At 45.2% G+C, this 21,091-nt stretch carries 20 protein-coding genes; 6 read left to right on the top strand and 14 right to left on the bottom strand.

What is annotated here, in order from left to right:
- Window positions 1-73: 73 nt before the first annotated feature.
- From NCCP2331_RS00310 to NCCP2331_RS00300, 3 genes are all read right to left on the bottom strand, one after another.
- Window positions 74-640, bottom strand: coding sequence for a hypothetical protein (locus tag NCCP2331_RS00310; protein WP_251667794.1), 567 nt, complete (start codon window positions 638-640; stop codon window positions 74-76).
- Window positions 641-845: 205 nt separating this feature from the next.
- Window positions 846-2,663 carry a group II intron reverse transcriptase/maturase gene (gene ltrA, locus NCCP2331_RS00305; protein ID WP_483882474.1) on the bottom strand — a complete coding sequence of 606 codons (1,818 nt, stop codon included), beginning with the start codon at window positions 2,661-2,663 and terminating at the stop codon, window positions 846-848.
- A 1,386-nt stretch (window positions 2,664-4,049) separates the two neighbouring features.
- On the bottom strand, window positions 4,050-4,721 hold the full coding sequence (locus NCCP2331_RS00300) for an NAD(P)H-dependent oxidoreductase (RefSeq protein ID WP_251667791.1): 672 nt from the start codon (window positions 4,719-4,721) through the stop codon (window positions 4,050-4,052).
- A gap of 58 nt (window positions 4,722-4,779) precedes the next feature.
- On the opposite strand from NCCP2331_RS00300, the gene NCCP2331_RS00295 reads away from it, so the two are divergent.
- On the top strand, window positions 4,780-4,983 hold the full coding sequence (locus tag NCCP2331_RS00295; protein ID WP_251667789.1) for a hypothetical protein: 204 nt from the start codon (window positions 4,780-4,782) through the stop codon (window positions 4,981-4,983).
- A 34-nt stretch (window positions 4,984-5,017) separates the two neighbouring features.
- Here NCCP2331_RS00295 and guaC read toward each other — a convergent pair whose 3' ends face one another.
- The 9 genes from guaC to nhaC form a co-directional block, all read right to left on the bottom strand.
- Window positions 5,018-6,001: a GMP reductase gene (gene guaC, locus NCCP2331_RS00290; RefSeq protein ID WP_251667786.1), complete on the bottom strand. Its 984-nt coding sequence runs from the start codon at window positions 5,999-6,001 to the stop codon at window positions 5,018-5,020.
- A gap of 119 nt (window positions 6,002-6,120) precedes the next feature.
- Window positions 6,121-6,885: an ABC transporter permease gene (locus NCCP2331_RS00285; RefSeq protein WP_251667784.1), complete on the bottom strand. Its 765-nt coding sequence runs from the start codon at window positions 6,883-6,885 to the stop codon at window positions 6,121-6,123.
- Entirely contained in the window at window positions 6,882-7,778 is an 897-nt protein-coding gene (locus NCCP2331_RS00280; RefSeq protein ID WP_251667782.1) for an ABC transporter ATP-binding protein, read from the bottom strand. The genes NCCP2331_RS00285 and NCCP2331_RS00280 overlap by 4 nt, the downstream gene beginning before the upstream one ends.
- Entirely contained in the window at window positions 7,762-7,989 is a 228-nt protein-coding gene (locus NCCP2331_RS00275; protein WP_251667780.1) for a PLDc N-terminal domain-containing protein, read from the bottom strand. The genes NCCP2331_RS00280 and NCCP2331_RS00275 overlap by 17 nt, the downstream gene beginning before the upstream one ends.
- Window positions 7,986-9,089: a helix-turn-helix domain-containing protein gene (locus NCCP2331_RS00270; protein WP_251667777.1), complete on the bottom strand. Its 1,104-nt coding sequence runs from the start codon at window positions 9,087-9,089 to the stop codon at window positions 7,986-7,988. Before NCCP2331_RS00270 ends, NCCP2331_RS00275 begins: the two co-directional genes overlap by 4 nt.
- 150 nt (window positions 9,090-9,239) lie before the next feature.
- Window positions 9,240-9,842, bottom strand: coding sequence for a GNAT family N-acetyltransferase (locus NCCP2331_RS00265; protein WP_251667776.1), 603 nt, complete (start codon window positions 9,840-9,842; stop codon window positions 9,240-9,242).
- A gap of 218 nt (window positions 9,843-10,060) precedes the next feature.
- Window positions 10,061-10,180: a hypothetical protein gene (locus tag NCCP2331_RS00260; protein WP_251667774.1), complete on the bottom strand. Its 120-nt coding sequence runs from the start codon at window positions 10,178-10,180 to the stop codon at window positions 10,061-10,063.
- A gap of 68 nt (window positions 10,181-10,248) precedes the next feature.
- Entirely contained in the window at window positions 10,249-10,863 is a 615-nt protein-coding gene (locus NCCP2331_RS00255) for a DUF421 domain-containing protein (RefSeq protein WP_251667771.1), read from the bottom strand.
- 72 nt (window positions 10,864-10,935) lie between these two features.
- On the bottom strand, window positions 10,936-12,315 hold the full coding sequence (gene nhaC, locus NCCP2331_RS00250) for a Na+/H+ antiporter NhaC (RefSeq protein WP_251667769.1): 1,380 nt from the start codon (window positions 12,313-12,315) through the stop codon (window positions 10,936-10,938).
- Window positions 12,316-12,689: 374 nt separating this feature from the next.
- On the opposite strand from nhaC, the gene cypC reads away from it, so the two are divergent.
- Both cypC and NCCP2331_RS00240 read left to right on the top strand, forming a co-directional pair.
- A complete protein-coding gene (gene cypC / locus NCCP2331_RS00245) occupies window positions 12,690-13,940 on the top strand; it encodes a CYP152 family fatty-acid peroxygenase CypC (protein WP_251667939.1) in 1,251 nt (416 codons plus the stop codon).
- A gap of 180 nt (window positions 13,941-14,120) precedes the next feature.
- Entirely contained in the window at window positions 14,121-15,548 is a 1,428-nt protein-coding gene (locus NCCP2331_RS00240) for a DASS family sodium-coupled anion symporter (RefSeq protein WP_251667938.1), read from the top strand.
- 62 nt (window positions 15,549-15,610) lie between these two features.
- On the opposite strand, the gene NCCP2331_RS00235 is transcribed toward NCCP2331_RS00240, so the two are convergent.
- Window positions 15,611-16,870, bottom strand: a complete 1,260-nt coding sequence (locus NCCP2331_RS00235; RefSeq protein ID WP_251667767.1) for an erythromycin esterase family protein — start codon at window positions 16,868-16,870, stop codon at window positions 15,611-15,613.
- A gap of 78 nt (window positions 16,871-16,948) precedes the next feature.
- Complete coding sequence (locus NCCP2331_RS00230) at window positions 16,949-18,460, bottom strand: APC family permease (protein WP_251667765.1); 1,512 nt, start codon at window positions 18,458-18,460, stop codon at window positions 16,949-16,951.
- A 342-nt stretch (window positions 18,461-18,802) separates the two neighbouring features.
- Here NCCP2331_RS00230 and NCCP2331_RS00225 point away from each other — a divergent pair, with 342 nt between their 5' ends.
- The 3 genes from NCCP2331_RS00225 to NCCP2331_RS00215 are packed head-to-tail and all read left to right on the top strand — an operon-like array spanning window position 18,803 to window position 21,085.
- Window positions 18,803-19,648: an amino acid ABC transporter substrate-binding protein gene (locus NCCP2331_RS00225; RefSeq protein WP_251667764.1), complete on the top strand. Its 846-nt coding sequence runs from the start codon at window positions 18,803-18,805 to the stop codon at window positions 19,646-19,648.
- Window positions 19,638-20,354: an amino acid ABC transporter permease gene (locus NCCP2331_RS00220; protein ID WP_153722469.1), complete on the top strand. Its 717-nt coding sequence runs from the start codon at window positions 19,638-19,640 to the stop codon at window positions 20,352-20,354. The genes NCCP2331_RS00225 and NCCP2331_RS00220 overlap by 11 nt, the downstream gene beginning before the upstream one ends.
- A complete protein-coding gene (locus NCCP2331_RS00215) occupies window positions 20,351-21,085 on the top strand; it encodes an amino acid ABC transporter ATP-binding protein (RefSeq protein ID WP_153722470.1) in 735 nt (244 codons plus the stop codon). The genes NCCP2331_RS00220 and NCCP2331_RS00215 overlap by 4 nt, the downstream gene beginning before the upstream one ends.
- Window positions 21,086-21,091 lie beyond the last annotated feature (6 nt).

Genomic DNA, 21,091 nt, shown 5'->3' with positions numbered 1-21,091 from the left:
CGCACTGCAGCCGGCTTTCGCTCCGATCAATTCGAAGATTATTCAGTAACGCGTCCTATTGCGATATATCTTCTTAATTAATCTCTTGTTCATATATTAAATTTACGTCAGCATTTGGATATCCCAATTCATCTTTTAGATATTCTGTAATTAAATTATAATATTTTTCCTGATTTTCCTTCTGATCTTCAAGTAAACGTATATTTACTAATACATCACGTTTAGGTAGATAGTGAACAGATGTCACATTTTCTTTGTTAATGTTTTCATCAATAAACTTCTTCACTTTTGGTTCCACATTATTTTTAATCTCATTGTATCTTTTATCAGCTTCCCTAGAGTCTTCCATTTTCTGAAGTTCGTCATTATAATAAACCAGAAAATCTTCTCCATTGGACTTATCTCTTACCTTTGCAGCGTATTTAAAATAATTGAAGTTTTCCATGTTATCATACAACACATCGTATATTTCATATTCACCATCATAGTTAGAATTTAAAAATTCCTCGGCTTGCATTTTCACTTTTTCTTCTTCGGATTTATTAGGCGACATCTCTATCCAAAAAATTATTACAAAAATCAAAATTACTGCGAGTACTAAACTGCCTAAAATCAGTAATCCTTTTACTACTTTATTCAATGTCTATCCCCCTCATCTACCTTGAACAATCTGGCCCGATTAATGAACGGACACAAATCCTTGTTATAGTGATAGGTAAGCCTTTGAAGTTATCTCCGGCTTTTCCCCCACTTCACACCGTACGTGCGACTTTCATCGCATACGGCGTTCCAACTAATCCAATTCATTCAATATTTTTATGTATTCAGCAAGATGAAATGTAGAATCAGATTGCTACGTTCAGACATTGCTTGCGCAATTTGTTCACTTCTGTAAGTTGTTTTTCATTTAACCTAAGCATGTTTAAGGACATTCGTATCTTCTGGTGGTCTTTAAGATGAATAAGACGATGAACTGTCTTATGCAATATCATTAAATTTCCGTATGAATCATCCTGTGTAAGATGGTATGGAGTCTTATGATGACAATGCCAATCATCCAGACCTAATTCAACTCCCGTAATAGCACATTTTCCATATTGTGCGATAAAACGGCTAATCCGATTATCGTTATATTCAATGGAGCGGGTTGGTATAAATTGTTTCATCACATAAGCGAGTATTAGCTTATCAATCGCCCGCAGATTTTGATGAATTTTATCCCGACCAACGGTCGTGTAGTTGCAGATTATTTGGGAGAAGTTTAGATTGACCTTGCAGCGTTGGGCATGGATTGGTACAAGAACCATTCCTTTTATTTTATACAGCTTACATTCATATCCCTTATATTTTTTCTGCAGGGAATTTGTGAAGTCCCGAAACGTTGCTTCCTGTTTCATTTCTTTTAAACGATTATATAACGATTTGTGGAGACGGTGGCTCAACTCATTTAAATCATCTGTGATGTGTGAGGCTGCAGAATAATAATTCTGTATGCCCATTATAACTGTATTGAAGCGCCAAACGTTCTCTATTGATTGATGTTTCTGAATCGACTTGATTGCTTGTTTCACTTTTGCGTGAGCATTTTCAAGCGCCTTCTTTGTCATGTGTGAGTGAGCAACATAGAGAGTTCTCTTTTTCGTCTTTTTTGGATGAGCTTTAAACCGAAAGCCTAGAAACTCTGAAGAATTTTTCTTTAAGTTGATTACTTTTGATTTTTCATCACTAACTTGAAGATGCAGTCTTGTTTGAAGAAAATCCTTTACGGCGTAAAACATCTTAATTGCTTGAGCACGAGTGCGACATAAGATTTTAAAATCGTCTGCGTATCGTACGATATAGCAATGTTTTAGATTCGATTGTTTTAATGCATTATATCTGCCTAATTTTGATTTGTATGGCTTATCTGTTTCAAAGCTTTCCCATTGATTACTGACCCACCAGTCTAATTCATTTAATACAATGTTAGATAAAAGGGGAGATAGTATCCCCCCTTGCGGGGTCCCTTTCGTTGGGATGCCTTCTCCGATAATTTCAGCTTTTAATAGACGTGAGATAATGGAAAGCAGTGCTTTATCACGGACGCCAAGCGTCCACATTTGTTTTAATAGTTTGGCGTGATCTACATTATCAAAGAAGCCTTTTATGTCGACGTCTACACAATGGTATAGGCAAGCACGGTTGATAAGAGTTTCAAGCCTAGCCTTCGCATGATGTGTACTGCGGTTTGGTCTAAAACCATAGCTATGTTTATAAAACCTCGCTTCACATATCGGCTCAAGCACTTGCAGGATACATTGTTGAAACAACCTATCCCAGATTGTTGGAATACCCAGAGGGCGTGTTTTTCCATTTGGCTTTGGAATGAATACCCGCCGAACTGCTTTTGGGGTATAGTGCTCAAACATTCGTTGTATCGTAGATACAACCTCTGATACAGACAGTCGTTTTATATCATCAATCGTTTTTTCGTCATATCCGGCTGTTTTACTACCAGTATTTCGTTTAATATTGCGATAAGCTAATCGAATATTTTCATCAGATTGCATTATATCGAGTAAACCATAAAAATTTTGACCATTAGCACTTTGAGCATATAGAGAATCAAAATGAATCTGCATATTATAATACTCGTTGTGTCTCAGTTTCTTTCGTTTTAACAAGTCGGTGGCTCCTTTAGGAGCTGAACCTCTATTAGTCTTACAAGAACCTTATTAATCGTTGAAGAACTGTCTTGCATGGTGAATGAATCTTTTATTAGTCTAGTGGCTGTCCCTCCACGTTCATTACACGCTTCTATGGTACCGTGCCACCACTTTCACTGATATAAAGAAAAGTTATATATCCGCTAGTCTCGCGACTATTTTCCTTTTCAACGCTTCACAGGGAGTAAGCCCTCCACGTCATCAGCTTACCACGTTGAATATTGTCTATTATGGAACAAACTTAGGTGCTTCCTATGAGCCTGTTAGCATTGCATGCGCCTATAACACAAGATGGATTTTTATATTCTAGATTCTTACTCATCCACAGCTAACCCTACATTTGGTAGTAAATACATTTCTATATAACGCGCGTCTAGACCCGTACATTCGGAAGTTCGTCAGCAATACAGTATCTTATTGTATTTACATTGCCATTCTCACCATATCTGTTCAACCCAAGCACCATGATTTACACCACCCCATCGGGTAGGCTTTCGTCAGCCGGACTGTTACGGTAAATTCTCACGCCTATTAGCCGAGCTTATAACACGCGTTTCCTTACTAAGCAGCGTGCTACTCGACGCAGGGGAAGCCTTTCAGAGCGTTACCTCTTCATTCGACTTCTCGATAATATCCTTCAATTTAAAATATAAATCGCCTGGCCTTTATTGAAATTGTGTTTACCACAATTCATTTGAGCCAGGAACGTGTCGCACATAGAATTGCGCCCATTTGTTTAAGTATGTGCTTACCTCTTACTAAATTTCCCGTACACGTATGGACCAAAGTAGATAATTCCCCAACTAACACCTAACGCAACTGAAAATGCCGTTGATACATTCAAATCATGTTTAAACACAGCATTAATCACCAAGTTTACGGTGAAAAGAACTAAAAAATATAACAGGAATTTGAATATACGGCGCTCCAAATGTCTTCCCCCTTTACAATAAAATGGCCCGATTATAGAATACCCGTAACGGAAATGCACCTGTTTACTTTACAACCTCATCTTTCATCCTCAAAAATTTCACTTATAGGAGGACAATGTTATACATTTCACTGTTTACCTTTAACAATGAAGCAATTAGGATGCCCGCCAACTGGAATGCATCCAACATCTCTTTAGGAAATCTTCTTGCCAGTCCGGTGACATGAAGTAAAAGAAACATCGAACCTATTATTATGATAAATGATAAATTCTGCAGCGTTTTCCTGGTAGACATACTCTCTTTTTTAACATAAGCGTCCCTCCTCGTCGGACCGAAAAAACGCAGAGTAACGAGAACTTAAATATATCATTGTAAGATAAATGGGTAAACTATTCATGAATTGGAAATCGGTTTAAACAAATGTAACAACTTCCTCCAAAGAACGGCGCATTTTCGGACGCCCGGGTTCGTCTTTTCTGTACCCGAACGCCGCCAGCACGGCAGGTCTGAATTCTCCGTTCCCGAGCAAACCTTCCGCCGCAAGCAGTTTTTCCAGTTCGTCTGCGTTGAAACCTTCCATAGGTGTCGAATCAATCCCAATCAGTGCAGCTGCCGTCAGCATATTGCCGAGTGCAATATAGGTCTGTTTGGAAGACCAGTCGGCCAGCGTACGTTCATTTTCCAAAAGATGATGCAGTTCCTGGAAATTCTGATAGTGTCCTGTAACCGTTTCAATAACCTCTTCGGGCATTTGCTGGATATCTTTCATTTGACTGCGTAAGTATGCAGAGTCATAGCGCACATCTTTGCGGGAGAGCAGGATGACAAAGTGGCTGGAGGTTCTCAGTTTTTCCACTGCGCCCGGGCACAACGGCATGAGTTTATCGCGCATCGCCGGATCTTGCACAACCAGGAATTTCCACGGTTCCGAGCCGAGTGAACTGGGGGACAGTCTGCCGGCTTCGAGAATATATTCGAAGTCTTCATCTGAAATCAGTTTTGTTTCGTCGTAAAGTTTCGTCGCGTGTCTGAAACGGAACGCGTCAAGCACCTGCTGTTTAATTTGTTCTTTTTGTTTATCCAATGAAATCACTCCTTTTACCTGCTTCTGTCATTCTACGAACAGGGGAGAGTAAACTCAAATGAATCGTCCTGCTATACAGCAGCAACGCGCCAAAGCAGCTTCGGACCGCACCAAAAACCATCAGGACCGAACCAAAAACTATGAAGACCGCGCATTTATCCTGTTGAAACGCACGAAACCGACTAATGACCGAGCCAATCTCATTGTTCACCGCACCAAACCCTGTTTAGCTGCAAAAAAGGGCTATCCCAAAGTCAGATGAAGATGACTTTTCGGATAGCCCTGGTGTAGTCTGTTTAAAATACTTTATCTCCGTTGAAGATGGAGTTCTTCACGATAACATAATCTACGTTGCGGATTGAGCTCAGCGTTTTACCGCCTGAATACGAAATAGCTGACTGCAGATCCTGTTCCATTTCGATCAATGTATCTTTTAATGGTCCTTTGTATTCCACGAACATCTTTTTGCCTTCGACGTTCTTTTTCTCGCCTTTTTGGAACTCAGAAGCAGAGCCGAAGTACTCTTTATATTTCTGGCCGTCCTGTTCTACTGTCTGGCCCGGTGATTCTTCGTGGCCTGCAAACAGGGAACCGACCATGACCATGCTGGCTCCGAAACGCACAGACTTGGCAATATCACCATGTGTGCGGATTCCGCCGTCTGCAATGATTGGCTTGGAAGCTGCTTTTGCACATAAACGAACCGCAGCCAACTGCCAGCCGCCTGTGCCAAAGCCGGTTTTCAATTTCGTAATACATACTTTCCCGGGTCCGATGCCGACCTTTGTTGCGTCAGCGCCTGCGTTTTCAAGTTCACGCACGGCTTCGGGAGTTCCGACATTTCCTGCGATGACAAAGCTCATCGGCAAGTGCTTTTTGATGTGCTGGATCATGCGAATGACTTGATTGGAATGACCATGTGCAATATCAATCGTGATGAATTCAGGAACGAGCGCGTCAATCGCCAGCTGCTCGACAAATCCATACTCCTCTTCCTTCACACCGACACTAATAGAAGCAATCAACCCGCGATTATGCATGTCCTTAATGAAATCCACGCGCTTTTCCGGATTGAAGCGGTGCATTATATAGAAATAGCCTTCCTCTGCCAGTTGGATCGCGATCTTTTCATCAATAATCGTCTGCATATTAGCAGGCACGACCGGCAGCCGGAAAGTATGTCCGCCCAGCATAACTGATGTATCACATTCAGAACGGCTTTCCACGATGCATTTTGCAGGGACCAGCTGTATATCTTCGTAATCAAATACTGTATCCATTACGTTCACCTCTATATACGAATGTTTTCATTTGAATTCATTGGGATTATTCGCCCTTTAGTAATTTACAATATTATTTGGCGGATGTCAACGTTTTCAAAGAGGTTTATAACGAACGATCACAATAATTTTTTCTTAAAGTGCGAGACAGTCAGCCACAGGAAGAATCCAGCCAGCCCGAATGACAGAATGAATGGGAGCCATACATCTGCCGGAGCCATTTCACCCGTCAGCAATGCGGGGCCTGCGGTTGCGAGCGTTAAGGGGTTCCACAGCGTGTCGGTCGGGAAGATGGAAACGGTGAATAACACGATTAGCCCGATAAATGTCACGAGAATGCCGCCGTATGATGAAGCGAAATACGTGTTGCCCCATAGCGTGACCGCCAGCAGCAGGATACCGAATAGATACAGGCAGCAAACTGCGAAGAAGAGGTGCGGCAGTCCGCTTTGATCCCAATAAAATGCAGTGTAGGCATACGTAATGAAGAAACTCAGCGTCAGCGCCATCGTCCAGTAGCCGAGCGCCAGACTGAACTTCGAAGTAATGACGGTGCTGCGGCGCAGACCTTTTGTCAGCAGAATAATCAATGTGCCTTTTTCCAGCTCTTTGGACATCATCGTGCTGAACAGCAGAATGAAAACGGTCAGCCCGAGCTGCGGCACATTTTTGAAAAATTGCAGCCAGGAATCGAGGGCGACCGGTTCTGGCAGATTGAGGACCGTACCTTCAGGCAGGAAGTTTTCCATCACGACAGGCATGATCTTGGCAGTAAACGGATTTAATACACCGAGAAATCCGAAAATGCACAGTACGAGAAGAAGTTTATACGTCTTCACACTTTCCGTCCATTCCTTCTTGAAAAAACCGATCCAGCGGTTCATCCGAGCACCTCCAGCACGAGTTGTTCGAGCAGGCGGGTCTGCGGATGCATGGATTCCACAAGTAATCCTTGTTTCGTCAGCTCCGCCATGAACGCGAGACGCGACGCATCATCAGGCAGGTGAGCAATCAGCTGATCAACTTTGCATTCCATGACAAATGAAGTATCCTGCAGCTGTGTTTTTGCCTGAGCCGCCGGAACATTGAAAGCAAAGACATACTGGCCTTGAAATTGCCGCTGCAGTGCCTGTAATTCATCCTGAAAAATAATTTTCCCTTCATGCAGCATGGCGACATGATCACAGATGTGTTCTGCGTCCGACAGAATGTGAGTAGAGAAAAACACCGTCGTCTCGCCCTTGGCCTGCCGCAGAATCGACAGGATCTGTGCACGGCCCGCCGGATCCAGTGCAGATGTCGGTTCATCGCAAATCAATAGTTTCGGCCGGTTGAGCAGAGCCTGTGCGATGCCGAGACGCTGCTTCATTCCTCTTGAATATGTGCTGATGAGGGAAGAGACATCCGCGAGCCCCGTCAGTTCCAATAATTCATCAATCCGCGGTTTCTGTTCCTGCTTCGGCATCTCCGTGATTACTGCGCACAGTTCCAAGTATTGACGCGCCGTATAAAACGGATAGAACTCCGGAACATCGGGCAAATAGCCGATATGCCGGTTCGATGGCGTCTCGCCGAACCGTACTTGTTCACCCGCCACCGTGATTGTCCCGGCGTTCAGCGGCAGCAGACCGAGCATGCATTTCATCAGCGTCGTTTTGCCGGCGCCGTTCGCCCCGACAAAGCCGAATATCGAATTCGCCGGGATATGCAGATGAATATCGCTCAGCACGGTGCGGTCACCGAACTGTTTCGTCACCCCGTCAATTTGCACGACCATGGCCATCACCTCTTCCAAATACAAAATAAACCAGCGGACCGATGAACTGCAGAAACAGAACAACAAGCAGCCACATCACTTGATTACCAAAGCGGTAGTGAGGGTGGCGTATTACATGAACCGCTGAAAAAATCGCCAGCCCGATCTGCAGCACAATCAATGGTGCTAAAAACGGAAGATATTCTATCAGTAAATCGAAGTCTTTATTCATGATTGTTCCTCCAATCCCCATCGCAGGCGGTCCCGTAATTCCTGCATCTCCTGATCTTCCTGAAAACTTTCAAAAAAAGGTGCATCCATGGATTCAATCATTGACTGTTTAATGACTTCCGTATTTCGCAGTGCACTGGTGCCTAAATCCAACTGCTCCGTCAGCCAGTCTTCCAATAAATCAAAATACGCGTCTCCTCTCAGCGAAAAAGGGAACATATCGTTGACACACCCTTCGACATACCGGGTCAGATAGGTATACAGCGTTTTTCGGTCTCCATTCAGCGCTGCACACTGGGCTGCACCATAATAAAATTGCAGGCATACATTCGGATGCAGTTTTCGCAGCGAATACAGTTCCACCAATCCATTCGTGCGACGCAGTGTCTCAGTGAATGAAGGGGAATCATAGTCGGACAGAGACAAGTACAGCGGGCTGCTGCCGACAAGCTGCAGGATATTCTGAAACATCATGACCTGGATTACGCGCTTTGCTTCCTCTTTGTTGTCCACTTGTTCATAGGCCTTCGCCAGCAGCATTTCATCCCCGATCATCGGTTTGACCACGCCGTCGAGCAGCCGCAGTGTCGTTTCGGGATCTGCCTGCATCAACGCGGCGGTCGCCTGCAGTGTATTTGCCTGCCGCAGCATCCAGACATCTTCACTTACATTGCGGATTCGTTCAAGCCACTCATCCGCCCTTTGAAGAATCGCTGCTCCGCCCGTACTGAGCATATGATGATTGAGCAGTAAAATGCTCATCTGCAGCAGGAGTGCCGGTTCGTGATAATAGTCCTTCACCTTCTCTTCAACGGCCAGCAGCACGGTGTCAAACGGTTCTTTTCCGAAACGTTCGGCAAATGAATGATAGCAGTTCTGAATTTCCTCCTTCGACAGCTGCCGTTCATAGCCGAGCAGTTCATCCACCGTCATTTCAAAGTAGGCCGCGATTTTCGGCAACAGCGTAATATCCGGATAGCTCTGCTCTTTCTCCCATTTGGAAACGGAGGCTTTCGAAACCCGGCAATAGGCAGCCAGCGTGTCCTGAGTGATCTGGCGCCGCTTCCGCTCACGTAAAATCGTCTTTCCAATCTGCAGCATGCTCTCACAACCTTTCTGTTATCTACAGTGTATGATGTATTGCTGGTTGATACAATCAACTCCTGAGTGACTTTCGGCAGGCGAAGTCAACTAACAAGATACAAGGTTGAAGGCATGCAAAAAGCCGGTCTGTGAAAGACCGGCTTTACCTTATACGTTTACTGATTCAAACGCTTCTAATATATTCTCTTTTGGCTTCGTGTAAAAGCTGAGTGCCTGTTCAGCCGGTTCATACGAATTTCCGTAAAAGTCTTGGTCTTTGTAGGTGTGGATTTCTTCGTAGGTGGTCTTCATGGCGTCGAATACTTCTTTTTCATCCGTCTGTTCAGAGGACGAAGCAGGGGGCGCCCAATAAAGAATTTCGAGGCTGTTCTTTTCACCGGTCGCAAGGGAGCGGCGGTGATAACCGATTTTTTGTGCATGGGAAAAGTCTTCCCTAGCATAAAACTTGAGTCTTTTCGCCGTGTCAGGTTCTTCTTCTGCAGCCGGCTCCACTTCCAATAAAATTGGCTTGTTTTTGGTTTTCAACGAATCCAGCAGTTTTTTTCCGAGTCCTTCACCGCGTGCCGCTGATGAAACGAAAAGATAGTCTACGAATACGAAGTCCTCCGTTTCCACGTACATCAAAACGTGTTTCGGTCCTTCTTCCTTATGGTAGACATTTCCCTTATCGATCAATAATGTCTCCATATGTTCTTTTGACTTCATTTCTTCAACTGGAAAATACTCGTTTAATTTGTTGTACCAATGCATTTGTTAAATTCTCCTCCATAGGTAATGTGGTGTACCTGGAGCTTTTTGTTTGGGGGTCAAACATTGAGAGGAAAAAAGAGGTCAGAAAAAAATCCTCAATACTAGTATACTCTTATTTACAATAAAATAAACCAATTTGAGAAATTAACTTTACTTTTTTATCTGCAGGTAAACAAAAAAACTGACAGCATTCGAGCTGTCAGCACTTATCTAATTACTTATCTTGCTGTTCTGCCGCGTGTATAGGCTTCTTTTTTCTTCTTATCATTCATGATCTTTTTAACGACCGGGTATAGAAGGGGTCCCCATTTTATTACGGTTTTTATTAACTTTTTCATATGCAGTTCTTCCTCTCATCGTGAAGTTGTTACTGATAAATTCCCTTTTCGCCGACCTCTTAAACACCTTATTCGAGATACTCGGGTTCTGGCTTTGGATTTTTAATTTCAGTAAAGAGATTCTCTTCTTCAGCAACGGGAAGAGGTTTAGGTATTGCTGACAACTGAAGATTCAGCTGCCGGCTCATTTCTTCCAGAGAGAGCTGCAGCCGGTCAATGTCTTCTTTTGTTGCATATTGCTTGCGTTCGATTAATAAATAGCCGAGCTGTCCGCTCATTTCCATCGTTGCCCATTTTATATCATCAATTTTTGCGATGCTATTTTGACGCAAATGCATTTCCAGTTCATCAACCGTCAGCCGGAGCTTGCGCATATTCCGGATATTCAGCACTCCGTTTTCCACAACTATTTTCGATCTGCCGCGCACAAGACCTTCAAAAAAATTCCACTTTAACGAAATTAATTCAAACAGCAGCAGGGTTACGACAAGAATAAGCGAGAGCAGCAAGGTCTGCCAAAGATTATTGCTGGCTACGGGCTGAATCAGCAAAGTACCGACAGCGATCATCAATACGGTCTGTCCCACCGTCATTTGTGATATAGATTTCCGTCCTGAAATATGCAATAGCACAATGCCCGCTATAATAATCAGAACAGCTTCCCAAATTGAATTGAAATCCATAAATCGGCCACCGCCTGCTAAAGATAATATAGGGAGTATGAGCCGATGCGGGAAATCTATGTGTAAAGCAGTTTAAATGCGTGTCAGTGTTTTGCCCAAGTAACCAAAAAGTACTGTCAGAACAGGACTCAGCAAACAAAAGAAGGCGAATGGTAAATAGGCAATCGTCGGTACATCGAGCGCCTGCGTAATGAATATTCCGGCGACGCTCCAGGGCACGAGCGGATTGATGACTGTTCCCGCATCTTCCATTACGCGGCTCAAGTTTTTATTGGCAAGGCCGACTCTTTCGTAAGATGACTGGAATGCCTGGCCTGTCAATAGGATGGATAAATATTGCTCCCCAATCAGCACGTTGATGCCGATTGCAGTCAGCGCAGATGTCAAAATCACGGAAGACACTTTGCGCAATAAGCTTTCGATTTTTTCGAGCAGGCACTGCACGATGCCCAGTGTGAAAAGCATTCCTCCCATACTGAGTGCGAGCATCACCAGTGAAATGGTGAACATCATGCCCTCCATGCCTTTTCCCTTCGAAAGCAGTTCATCCACCGCCTGGACACCGGTAGCTCCTTCATAACCGCTGAATAAAATCGTCATAACTTCAGAAACTGAGTAGAACGTATGGAAATAAGCAACGACAATTGCCGTCAGCGAGCTGACTGACAGCGTTAAAATAGCAGGCACTTTAACAAACGTCAAAATGATTAGCACAGCTACCGGAACCAGTGTGTACCAGTGAATCAGATTGGTGCCGAGCAATGCACTGCTGAATGTCCCGACAGTATCAAAATTGCCGCCTGACACGTCAGGTGACAGCACTCCGAATAAAATCAGGGAGATAAAAAAGGCAGGAATCGTTGTCCATCCCATATTCCGTATATGCTCGAATAGATCGACGCCGACAATGGAAGAAGCCAGGTTGGTCGTATCGGAAAGCGGGGACATTTTATCTCCAAAGAATGCTCCCGAAACAATAGCGCCTGCCGCAAGAGGAAGCGACAGTTCGAGGACATGCGCCATGCTGATGAAAGCCACACCGATCGTGGCGACGGTTGTCAGTGAGCTGCCGACTGCGAGACCGATAATCGCTGTAACGACGAAAACAATCGCGTAAAAAAATGCGGGTGTAATTAATTGCAGGCCTGCATAAATGATGGTCGGGATGGTGCCGCTCATCATCCAGCTGCTGACAAGAATGCCGATAAAGAAAAACAGGAAGACCGCACTCATTCCTGCACTTGCACCTTCGACTAATCCTCTTTCAAGCTCTTTGTATGTAAGTTTCTTCCATAATCCATACCCAAAGAGCAGTAAAATCGCAAACAAAATCGGCACATGCGGCACAGAACCGAAGTTGACGATGCTGATGCTGATCATGGCGACAATAAGAATCGTCAAAATTACCGAAGCTTTAACAGTTGGTGTATGAATTGCTTTAATTGGAAACATGCTGACTACCTCCAGTTGAATTAAATGAAAAAACTCCCCCGTCCCCGTGTTGCAGGGACGAAGGAGTTCTCCGCGATACCACCCTAATTGACAGCAGAAACTGTCCTCTTCATTGCGTGTGAAGGAAAACTGCTGGTGTAATTCATTTCATCCGCTGCCTGAACTTGCACTTCCCGCCCAGTCTCTTTTTGCTGCTGCGAATGAAACTACTGAAGTCAGCACTTCACTGTATATAAGTTCTGATTACATGTAAAGAAAGATATACCGTTTGAATAATACCATGTTCAGAAGATAAGTCAATAGCTGAATAGGCCGATTACCTGCATATTGAAACGGGTAGAGAAGAAGAAAAGGAGTGGTGTCTAGTGCGAGAAATGAAACCCATGCCGAAGCTTGAAGGGAAAGATCATACGGCCGGCATGCTGAGAGAAGGCTATCAATTTTTACGAAACCGCAGGAAAGGTCTGCAGTCCGACGTGTTCGAGACGCGCTTACTCGGGGAACAAGTAATTACTCTGTCCGGGGAAGAAGCGGCCAGACTGTTTTATGATACAGAGAAATTCGTCAGGAAAGGAGCCGCTCCGAAAAGAGTCCAGCAGACTTTGCTGGGCGAGAAAGGTGTGCAGACCTTGGACGGAGATGCTCACAGACACCGCAAAGAAGCATTCATGTCTCTTATGGCGCCTGATAAAATCCGACAGCTGAAGGAAATGGCGGCGGGTCAATGGGAAAGAACAATGGCTGACTGGGAGCAACAAGAGGAAGTCAACTTATACAAAGAAGCGCAGGAATTACTGATGCGCCTTGCTTGCCAGTGGGCCGGCGTGCCGCTGAAGGAAAAAGAAGTGGAGGACAAAACTGAAACGATGGTAAAGCTCTTCGAAACTCCGGCCACGCTGGGCTATGCACATTGGAAGGGAAAGAAGGCCCGCGATGAAATGGAAGAATGGATCGGCGAATTAATCAAATCTGTACGGAAAGGTGATTTGATTCCCTTTGAAGGAACCGCCATGCATGTGTTTTCCCATCATCGCGATATAAAAGGCAAGCTGCTGAGCGAAAAAGTGGCAGCTGTAGAAGTCTTGAATATCGTTCGTCCAATCGTTGCGATCTCCATCTATATTGCATTTACTGGACATGCATTGATTCAGCATACTGAAGAAGCGAAAAAGCTTTCGTCCGGAAAAGAGAAGGATCTGCAGAACTTCGTACAGGAAGTGCGGCGTGTCTATCCATTCTTTCCGTTTAACGCAGCGCGTGTGAAAGAAGATTTTGAGTGGAATGGTTATGTATTTAAGAAAGGCACTCTGACGATTCTGGATTTTTACGGAACGAACCACGATCCGAAACTGTGGAATAATCCGGATGTTTTTAATCCGTCGAGATTTGCGGATGAGCAGATTACACCTTATAACCTGATTCCGCAAGGCGGTGGAGATTATATAGAAAATCATCGCTGTGCAGGAGAATGGGTGACGCTTGAGGTTATGAAAGTCAGTCTGGATTACCTGGCAAATCGTATGTCATTTGACGTGCCGGAGCAGGATCTAAGCTACAGTCTGGTCAGCATGCCGAGCTTGCCGAAGAGTGAAGTAATTCTGAAGAATGTTAAACGCAAAGTCTAATCAATGCCGGGTATGCTATTGCAGATGCCCGGCTTATTTACGGAGAAAGCGTTAATTGGAGGCAGGAGCGGGTAAGAGTAAAACTGAAACCGTAATTAGAAAGGATTGATGCTTGTGACAACAACTGAAGAAACAGCTCTGCAGCCTAAAAAGAAGCGGAATCTGAATGGAATTTGGATTATGTTAGCGTTTGTCGTTCTTATTGTAATCGTCATGCTCCCGAATCCCGCAGATCTTCCCGTTACCGGCCAGCGTGCATTAGCCATCTTAGCATTCGCGGTCATCCTGTGGGTGACAGAAGCAGTTCCGTATCCCGTCAGTGCAGCCATGATTCTGGGACTGGCAGCCGTTTTGCTGGGACTGGCTCCGAGTATGGAAAACCCCGATGAAATGCTCGGGACAAGCGGTGCGCTAAAAATGGCATTGACCGGGTTTTCCAGCCCTGCGGTTGCATTAGTAGCAGCTGCACTGTTCCTAGCAACTGCCATGCAGACGACGAATCTGCATAAGCGTCTCGCTCTATATATTTTATCGAAAGTAGGCGTGAAAACAGGCGCCATCATTTTTGGCTCTATCCTCGTTTCCATTATCTTGGCGTTTTTCGTGCCAAGTGCAACAGCAAGAGCCGGTGCCGTAGTGCCGATCCTGCTCGGTATGGTCGCGGCGTTCGGTCTGCCGGTAAACAGCCGTCTGGGTGCGCTGCTGGTTATTACGGCAGTACAGTCCGTGTCGATCTGGAACGTCGGAATTAAGACAGGTGCCGCACAGAACATGGTGGCACTCGGGTTTATTGAGAAAGAATTTGGTGTGTCGGTCGCCTGGAGTTCATGGTTCTTGTACGCTGCTCCTTGGTCAATCATCATGTCGGTCGCATTGTACTTTATTATGAAAGCAGTCATAAAGCCTGAGACAAAGGTGGTCGAAGGCGGAAAAGAATTAATTCAAGGCCAGTTAAGCGAACTCGGCAAAATGAAATCTTCCGAGCTTCGTCTGATTATCGTGTCACTTGTTCTGCTGTTCTTATGGGCAACGGAGGAAAAATTGCACCCATTTGACACCACTACGGTGACCATTGTGGCCATCGCGATTCTTTTGACACCGAAAATAGGTGTGTTTGAGTGGAAGACTGTGCAACAAATGATTCCGTGGGGAACAATTCTGGTATTCGCCGTCGGGATTTCACTCGGAACCATTTTGCTCGACACAACGGGCGCTCAGTGGCTGTCGGATAAAGTATTCGGCGCCATGGGATTAGATAGTATGCCGCTGCTCGCAACGATTGCTCTACTGTCATTGTTTAATATCCTGATCCACTTAGGATTTGCCAGTGCAACCAGTCTGTCGTCTGCGCTCATACCGATTTTCATTGCGCTGACCACCACTATTTCATTGGATGTCAATGAAATTGGTTTCGTCTTGATTCAACAGTTTGTCATCAGTTTCGGCTTCCTGCTGCCGGTAAGCGCACCGCAGAATATGCTCGCTTATGGAACTGGAGCCTTCTCTGTTAAGGACTTCTTGAAAACTGGAATTCCGTTAACGATCCTTGGTTACCTGCTCATCCTGTTATTTAGTGCGACGTATTGGAAGTGGATCGGGCTGTTGTGAGTTTTTAGAATGCGAAGTAAAAAGCAGAGACCGAGGTCTCTGCTTTTTTGCTATGAAAAGTTTCACCAGCTCAACGGCATCAGTGCAGTCGAGCGGTCGATGTATAGGAAGGCATCGTAGCGTTCGCTGACGCGGGAGGGGACGAAGTTGCCGTAGGCTTCGAATTCGGGATTGTAGACGACGCCGATTGCGCGGTGGCCAATCCATTCGTCGAATTGCTTTCTGTTCTTATCATTGAACAGCAGCAATTTGTCCTGGGCGCCTGCTGCGTGCAGCTGCCCTTCCCATGTATTAAAGCGGGCGGGCGGAATATTCATTTCTTCCGGTGTTTCTCCCCAGCTGCTGCCCGCAATGACGGTTCCTTCATACGTACCGAAACCAATAGCATAAGTATGTTTTCTACCGTACTGCTCGCGGATTAACTGGCCGACATTGGTAAGTCCCTGATCGGCCATGGAGGTAGCGGTTGCGTCACCGATATGCGTGTTATGCTCCCAGACAATGATTTTCGCGTCTTCTCCGTAGTAATTCTGTATTTCTTTAATTGCTTCCACCATATGAGTATCCCGAATATTCCATGACAAGGCATCATCTTGGAGCATCGTCCGGTAATATGCCTCTGCATTTTTTGCGGCTAAGGCATTCATTTCGAGATTTAAATCCTGCTCGTGCGCTTGGGGGTAGCGTTGTTCATTGGCGCGAATTGACTGAAGCAGGCTGGTGACTTCTGCTATACATTCGTCTGTGAAGTGTGCAGAAGACAGTGCATAATGTTCGGGCATGCGATTATAAGGTTCGAAGCAGGAAAAAGCTTTTTTGGCAAACTCCAGATCAGTTCCGTAGGACGGATTGCTTTCCAGAAAGTTCACGACTTCATCGATTGATTCGTACAGGCTGTATAAATCGATTCCATAAAAGCCGATTTTCGCGTCAGAGGTGCGCTGCTGATTTTCCTTGGCTAACCATGAGACAAACAATTCTACGTCTTCATTCGCCCACATCCATGCCGGCCATCTGCCGAACGAACTGATCAGCAGTTCTTTGACTGATTGCGGCTGACTGTCATAGCCCTTGACGAATCTGTTTATTGCATAGACAGACGGCCAGTCGCCTTCCACAGCAATGGCGGCGAAACCTTTTTCTTGTATAAGCCGTTTGGAAAACTCGGCGCGCAGTCGATAGAAATCGGAAGTTCCATGCGTTGCTTCGCCAATCATCACAATTTTTGCATCACCTATTTCCTGCAGCAGCTGGTTGAAAGCTGCCGGATCATCCAGCAGGATAGACTGCTCCTGAATGGCGGCTACTAATTTTCTGGACACGAAAAAACCTCCTTTCCCGTTATAACCTTAGTATACCCAAGGTTTATGCCGGTATAACGGCTTGGAAAGGAGTATTGCTTATGAACGAGTAGCATCCGGCAGCGGCAGGTCTTTATCAGAGTCATCAGTCGCTTCCATTACTTCGGATTCTATCGTCTTGCCAAGTACATAATACTCGGTTTCTTCCTGTGTCAAGCTGTTATATCGCTTCTGAATGACCAGGTAGAACACGATGCCGACCAATCCCCAGGCGAACAGCAGGATATAGGAAGGGGTAGAAAGTGCAGCTGGTGAATTCGGCACAAGCAATAGGGCGAGAAAGGCACCGCTTGCGATCATTCCAATTAACGCAAGAAACTTTTTGACAGGAGCGATTTCCCGGCCTATTTTCTCTTTTCCCCAAGCCAGCACTTTATAAGCAGCCAGACAAGTGAAGAAGTAGGCAACAGATACTCCGGTCGATGACATATCTACGATCCAAGTCAGTGCCTGCCGGCCAAACCAGGGGGTAGGCAAAGTAATCAGAGCAACGAACCAAATGCCCCATACCGGCGTCTGTTTCTCCTTCGTAATCGTTCGGAAGAAGTTAGGCAAAGCCCGCGCACGCGCCATGGAAAACAGCAAGCGGCTGGATGACATGAAAAAACCATTGAGTCCTGTGAAGATTCCCATCACTATCGCCACTGCCATTACAGCAAGTCCTGCGATTCCAAGTGAGGAGCGAACTACTTCTCCGGTAAGCCATAAATCACCGTTTCCAAGAGCGGCGGTTGAAGGGAAAGTCCAGCCGGTCAGACCTATCATAATGGCATAAATTAAGAAAGATGTGAATAAAGAAGCGACAATGAGCATCGTTGCTTTGCGAGGAGAGAAATTGAACTCCTCCGCTGCCTGCGGTACATTGTCAAATCCTACATATGCCCACGGAGCGATTGCAAGAATGACCAGAATCGAAGTCAGAATGGATTGATTACCTTTAAAGAAGGGCTGCAAATTTGTGAAAGGCTGATCAGTGGAGCCATATGTAAAGACACCGAGCAGCACAACGCCTGCTACAAGCAGCACGCTGAAATAAAATTGAATCTGTCCTGAGACGCTGGTGCCTGTTGTATTAATGAGCGCAAACAGCAAGATGATCGCGCTGGCAATTAGAACTTCCGGCAAATAGACATCCCATCCGGCAACAGAATACAAATAGCCTTGCTTCATAAAGCCGGGTGCCAAAAACTTCAGTAATAACGTCAGCGCCGAAGCGTTTAACGCGACAATCGAAATATAGCCAAGCGATAAGAACCAGCCGCAAATGAAAGCCCAAATCTTTCCTGCTGCGACAAAAGCATATGTAAAACCGCCGCCCGACACGGGGAACTTCTTGATCATTACGCCGTAACTGGATGCGATAATCATCATGATCACCGCACCAATGCCGAGCCCGATCACCGCGCCGAGCGGTCCAGAATCGCGAATCCAGTCACCCGGGAGGATGAAAGCGCCCCATCCGACTGAAGAACCAAGTGCTATAGCGAACACCCAGGACGGTTTCAATGTTTTATTCAGTTTCCTTCGTGCGTTCTCAGATTCCTTTTCCATATAAATGTAACCCCTAGTTAGTAGTATAGCGATTGTTTCCCCCCTTTTTTCGGGTTTAAAACTTTGAATATGTATACGATATCAGCAGGATAGATGTTCTATAATCATGTTCGTGGCATGAATGATCAAGTTGGATAAAGTCCTGAAAGCAGTTTTCTTATTCCTTTCGAATTCTAAGTCTTTTAATAGGTTTTGAACTGCTGTTAACCAGAGTATTTTGTTTTGTTTGCCAATTCTGTGTAGTATAATAACTTGTACAAGGAATTTTATATGTTGACAGAGCCATATCAATCTTCTATGATTTAAAACACAAATACTTATTAGAATAGTGGGGTTTAAGAAATGAAAAAGTTTTTACTACCATTTCTATTGATTTTATTGGCAGGTGTATTGGTTGCTTGCGGGACGAAAGATGACGACAAGGCCAATGGTTCAAATGAAAAACCAACAGAAGAATCGCCGGGTGATTCAGCTGCAAAGGACGGCCTGTTGGATGAAGTATTGGAAAAAGGGGTCCTGAATGTAGGAACAGAAGGAACCTATGCACCATTCTCTTTCCATGATGAATCTGGTAAATTGACGGGCTATGATGTGGAAGTGACTGAAGAGGTCGCGAAACGCCTCGGCGTGGAAGTAAAATTCTTTGAGACGCAATGGGATGCGATTTTCGCAGGATTGGATGCCAAGCGTTTCGATGTCATTGCCAATCAAGTCGGAATCAATGATGACCGTAAAGCGAAATACGCATTCTCCCAGCCGTATACACGCTCTCATTCCGTACTGGTCACTCTTAAAGATGAGCAGATTGCATTCGATGGGATGGAAGGCAAGAAAGCTGCACAGACACTGACAAGCAACTACGGTGAGCTGGCGAAATCACATGGAGCAGAAATCATCAAAGTGGATGGCTTTAACCAGGCAGTTGATTTGGTCATCTCCAAGCGAGTGGATGGCACGTACAATGACAAGATTTCAGCGCTGGATTACTTGAAACAGAAACCGGATGCACCAATTCAAATTGTGGAAGAAGAAAATACCTCAGCTGAAAACGAATCGGAAAACGCATTTTTATTCAGACAGGGCAATGAAGACTTGATAGATGAAGTGGATAAAGCATTAGATGCGATGCGCGAAGACGGCACGTTAAAAGAGATCTCCGAAAAATGGTTCGGCGAAGATGTATCTTAATAGTGTGTTCTTAAGCCCCGACCGGATACAGAGACTTCAGGAAATTGCATCGACATCCATCGGGCCTTTGATTGAAGGGGCTATCAAATTCACGATTCCTTTGGCGGTCATTACGTTCATCATCGGCCTCGTAATCGCGATTTTTACAGCTTTGGCACGAATCTCTTCCAGCAAAATACTGCGGGGAATTGCGAGGGTATATGTCTCCATTATTCGCGGTACTCCGCTGCTGGTACAATTATTTATTATCTTCTATGGCCTGCCGACGATGGGGATTGTTATTGATCCTTTCCCTTCGGCGGTCATAGGCTTTTCATTGAATGTGGGGGCTTATGCTTCAGAAATTATACGAGCAGCCATTTTGTCCATCCCGAAAGGTCAATGGGAGGCAGCGTATTCAATCGGCATGAACTATTCTCAGGCACTTCGCAAGATCATCTTGCCTCAAGCTGCCCGGGTCTCTGTTCCGCCGCTTTCGAATTCCTTTATTGGATTGGTGAAGGACACTTCATTAGCCGCGACAATCTTAGTGGCGGAGACGTTCAGGCGGGCACAGGAAATAGCGTCGATGAACTATGAATTTTTATTCGTCTATAGTATGGCGGCGCTCGTCTATTGGGTGATCTGTTTCATCCTTTCCATTATACAGGGCAGAATTGAAGTGCGGCTCGACCGGTTCGTCGGCAAGTCAGGAGGTCTCTCATGATTACGATACAAGGATTAAAAAAGTCATTTGGACCGCTAGAAGTGATTAATAATGTAGACTTGGAAATCGCAGCTGGAAAGGTTGTCGTCATCATCGGACCTTCCGGATCTGGCAAATCTACATTATTGCGGTGTCTCAATGTATTAGAAACACCAAACGGCGGAAGCATTTCCATTGACGGTCAGCAACTGGATTTCAACCAGCCGGTATCAAAAAAAGCAATTGGAGCGTTCCGCCGGCTTACAGGCATGGTGTTTCAAAGTTATAATCTGTTTCCGCACTTAACAGCCAAAGGAAACGTGACGGAAGGATTGACAACTGTCAAAGGAGTATCCAAGAAAGAAGCCGGTGAAACTGCGGAACAGTTGCTGGCAAAAGTAGGATTGGCGGATCATAAAGAGAAATATCCCCACCAGCTTTCAGGGGGTCAGGAACAACGTGTGGCGATTGCGCGGGCGCTTGCTATGGACCCGAAAGTCATGCTCTTCGATGAACCTACATCTGCACTTGACCCCGAACTGGTCAATGAGGTGCTGCGCGTCATGAAGGATTTGGCGCAGGAAGGCATGACGATGGCAGTCGTGACACATGAAATGCGTTTTGCACGGGAAGTGGCAGATGAAGTCATTTTCATTGATGGTGGCGTTATTGTGGAAAGAGGCGCACCTGCACAAATTTTCACCAATCCGCAGCATGAGAGAACGAAGAAGTTTTTGAGTTTGCTGCAATGATATAAA

It is taken from the genome of Sporosarcina sp. NCCP-2331 (assembly GCF_023707945.1).
In the GTDB taxonomy this organism is placed as follows: domain Bacteria; phylum Bacillota; class Bacilli; order Bacillales_A; family Planococcaceae; genus Sporosarcina; species Sporosarcina cascadiensis.
The sequence above is the reverse complement of the archived record's forward strand: the minus strand, read 5'-3'. Positions and strand labels throughout refer to the sequence as shown.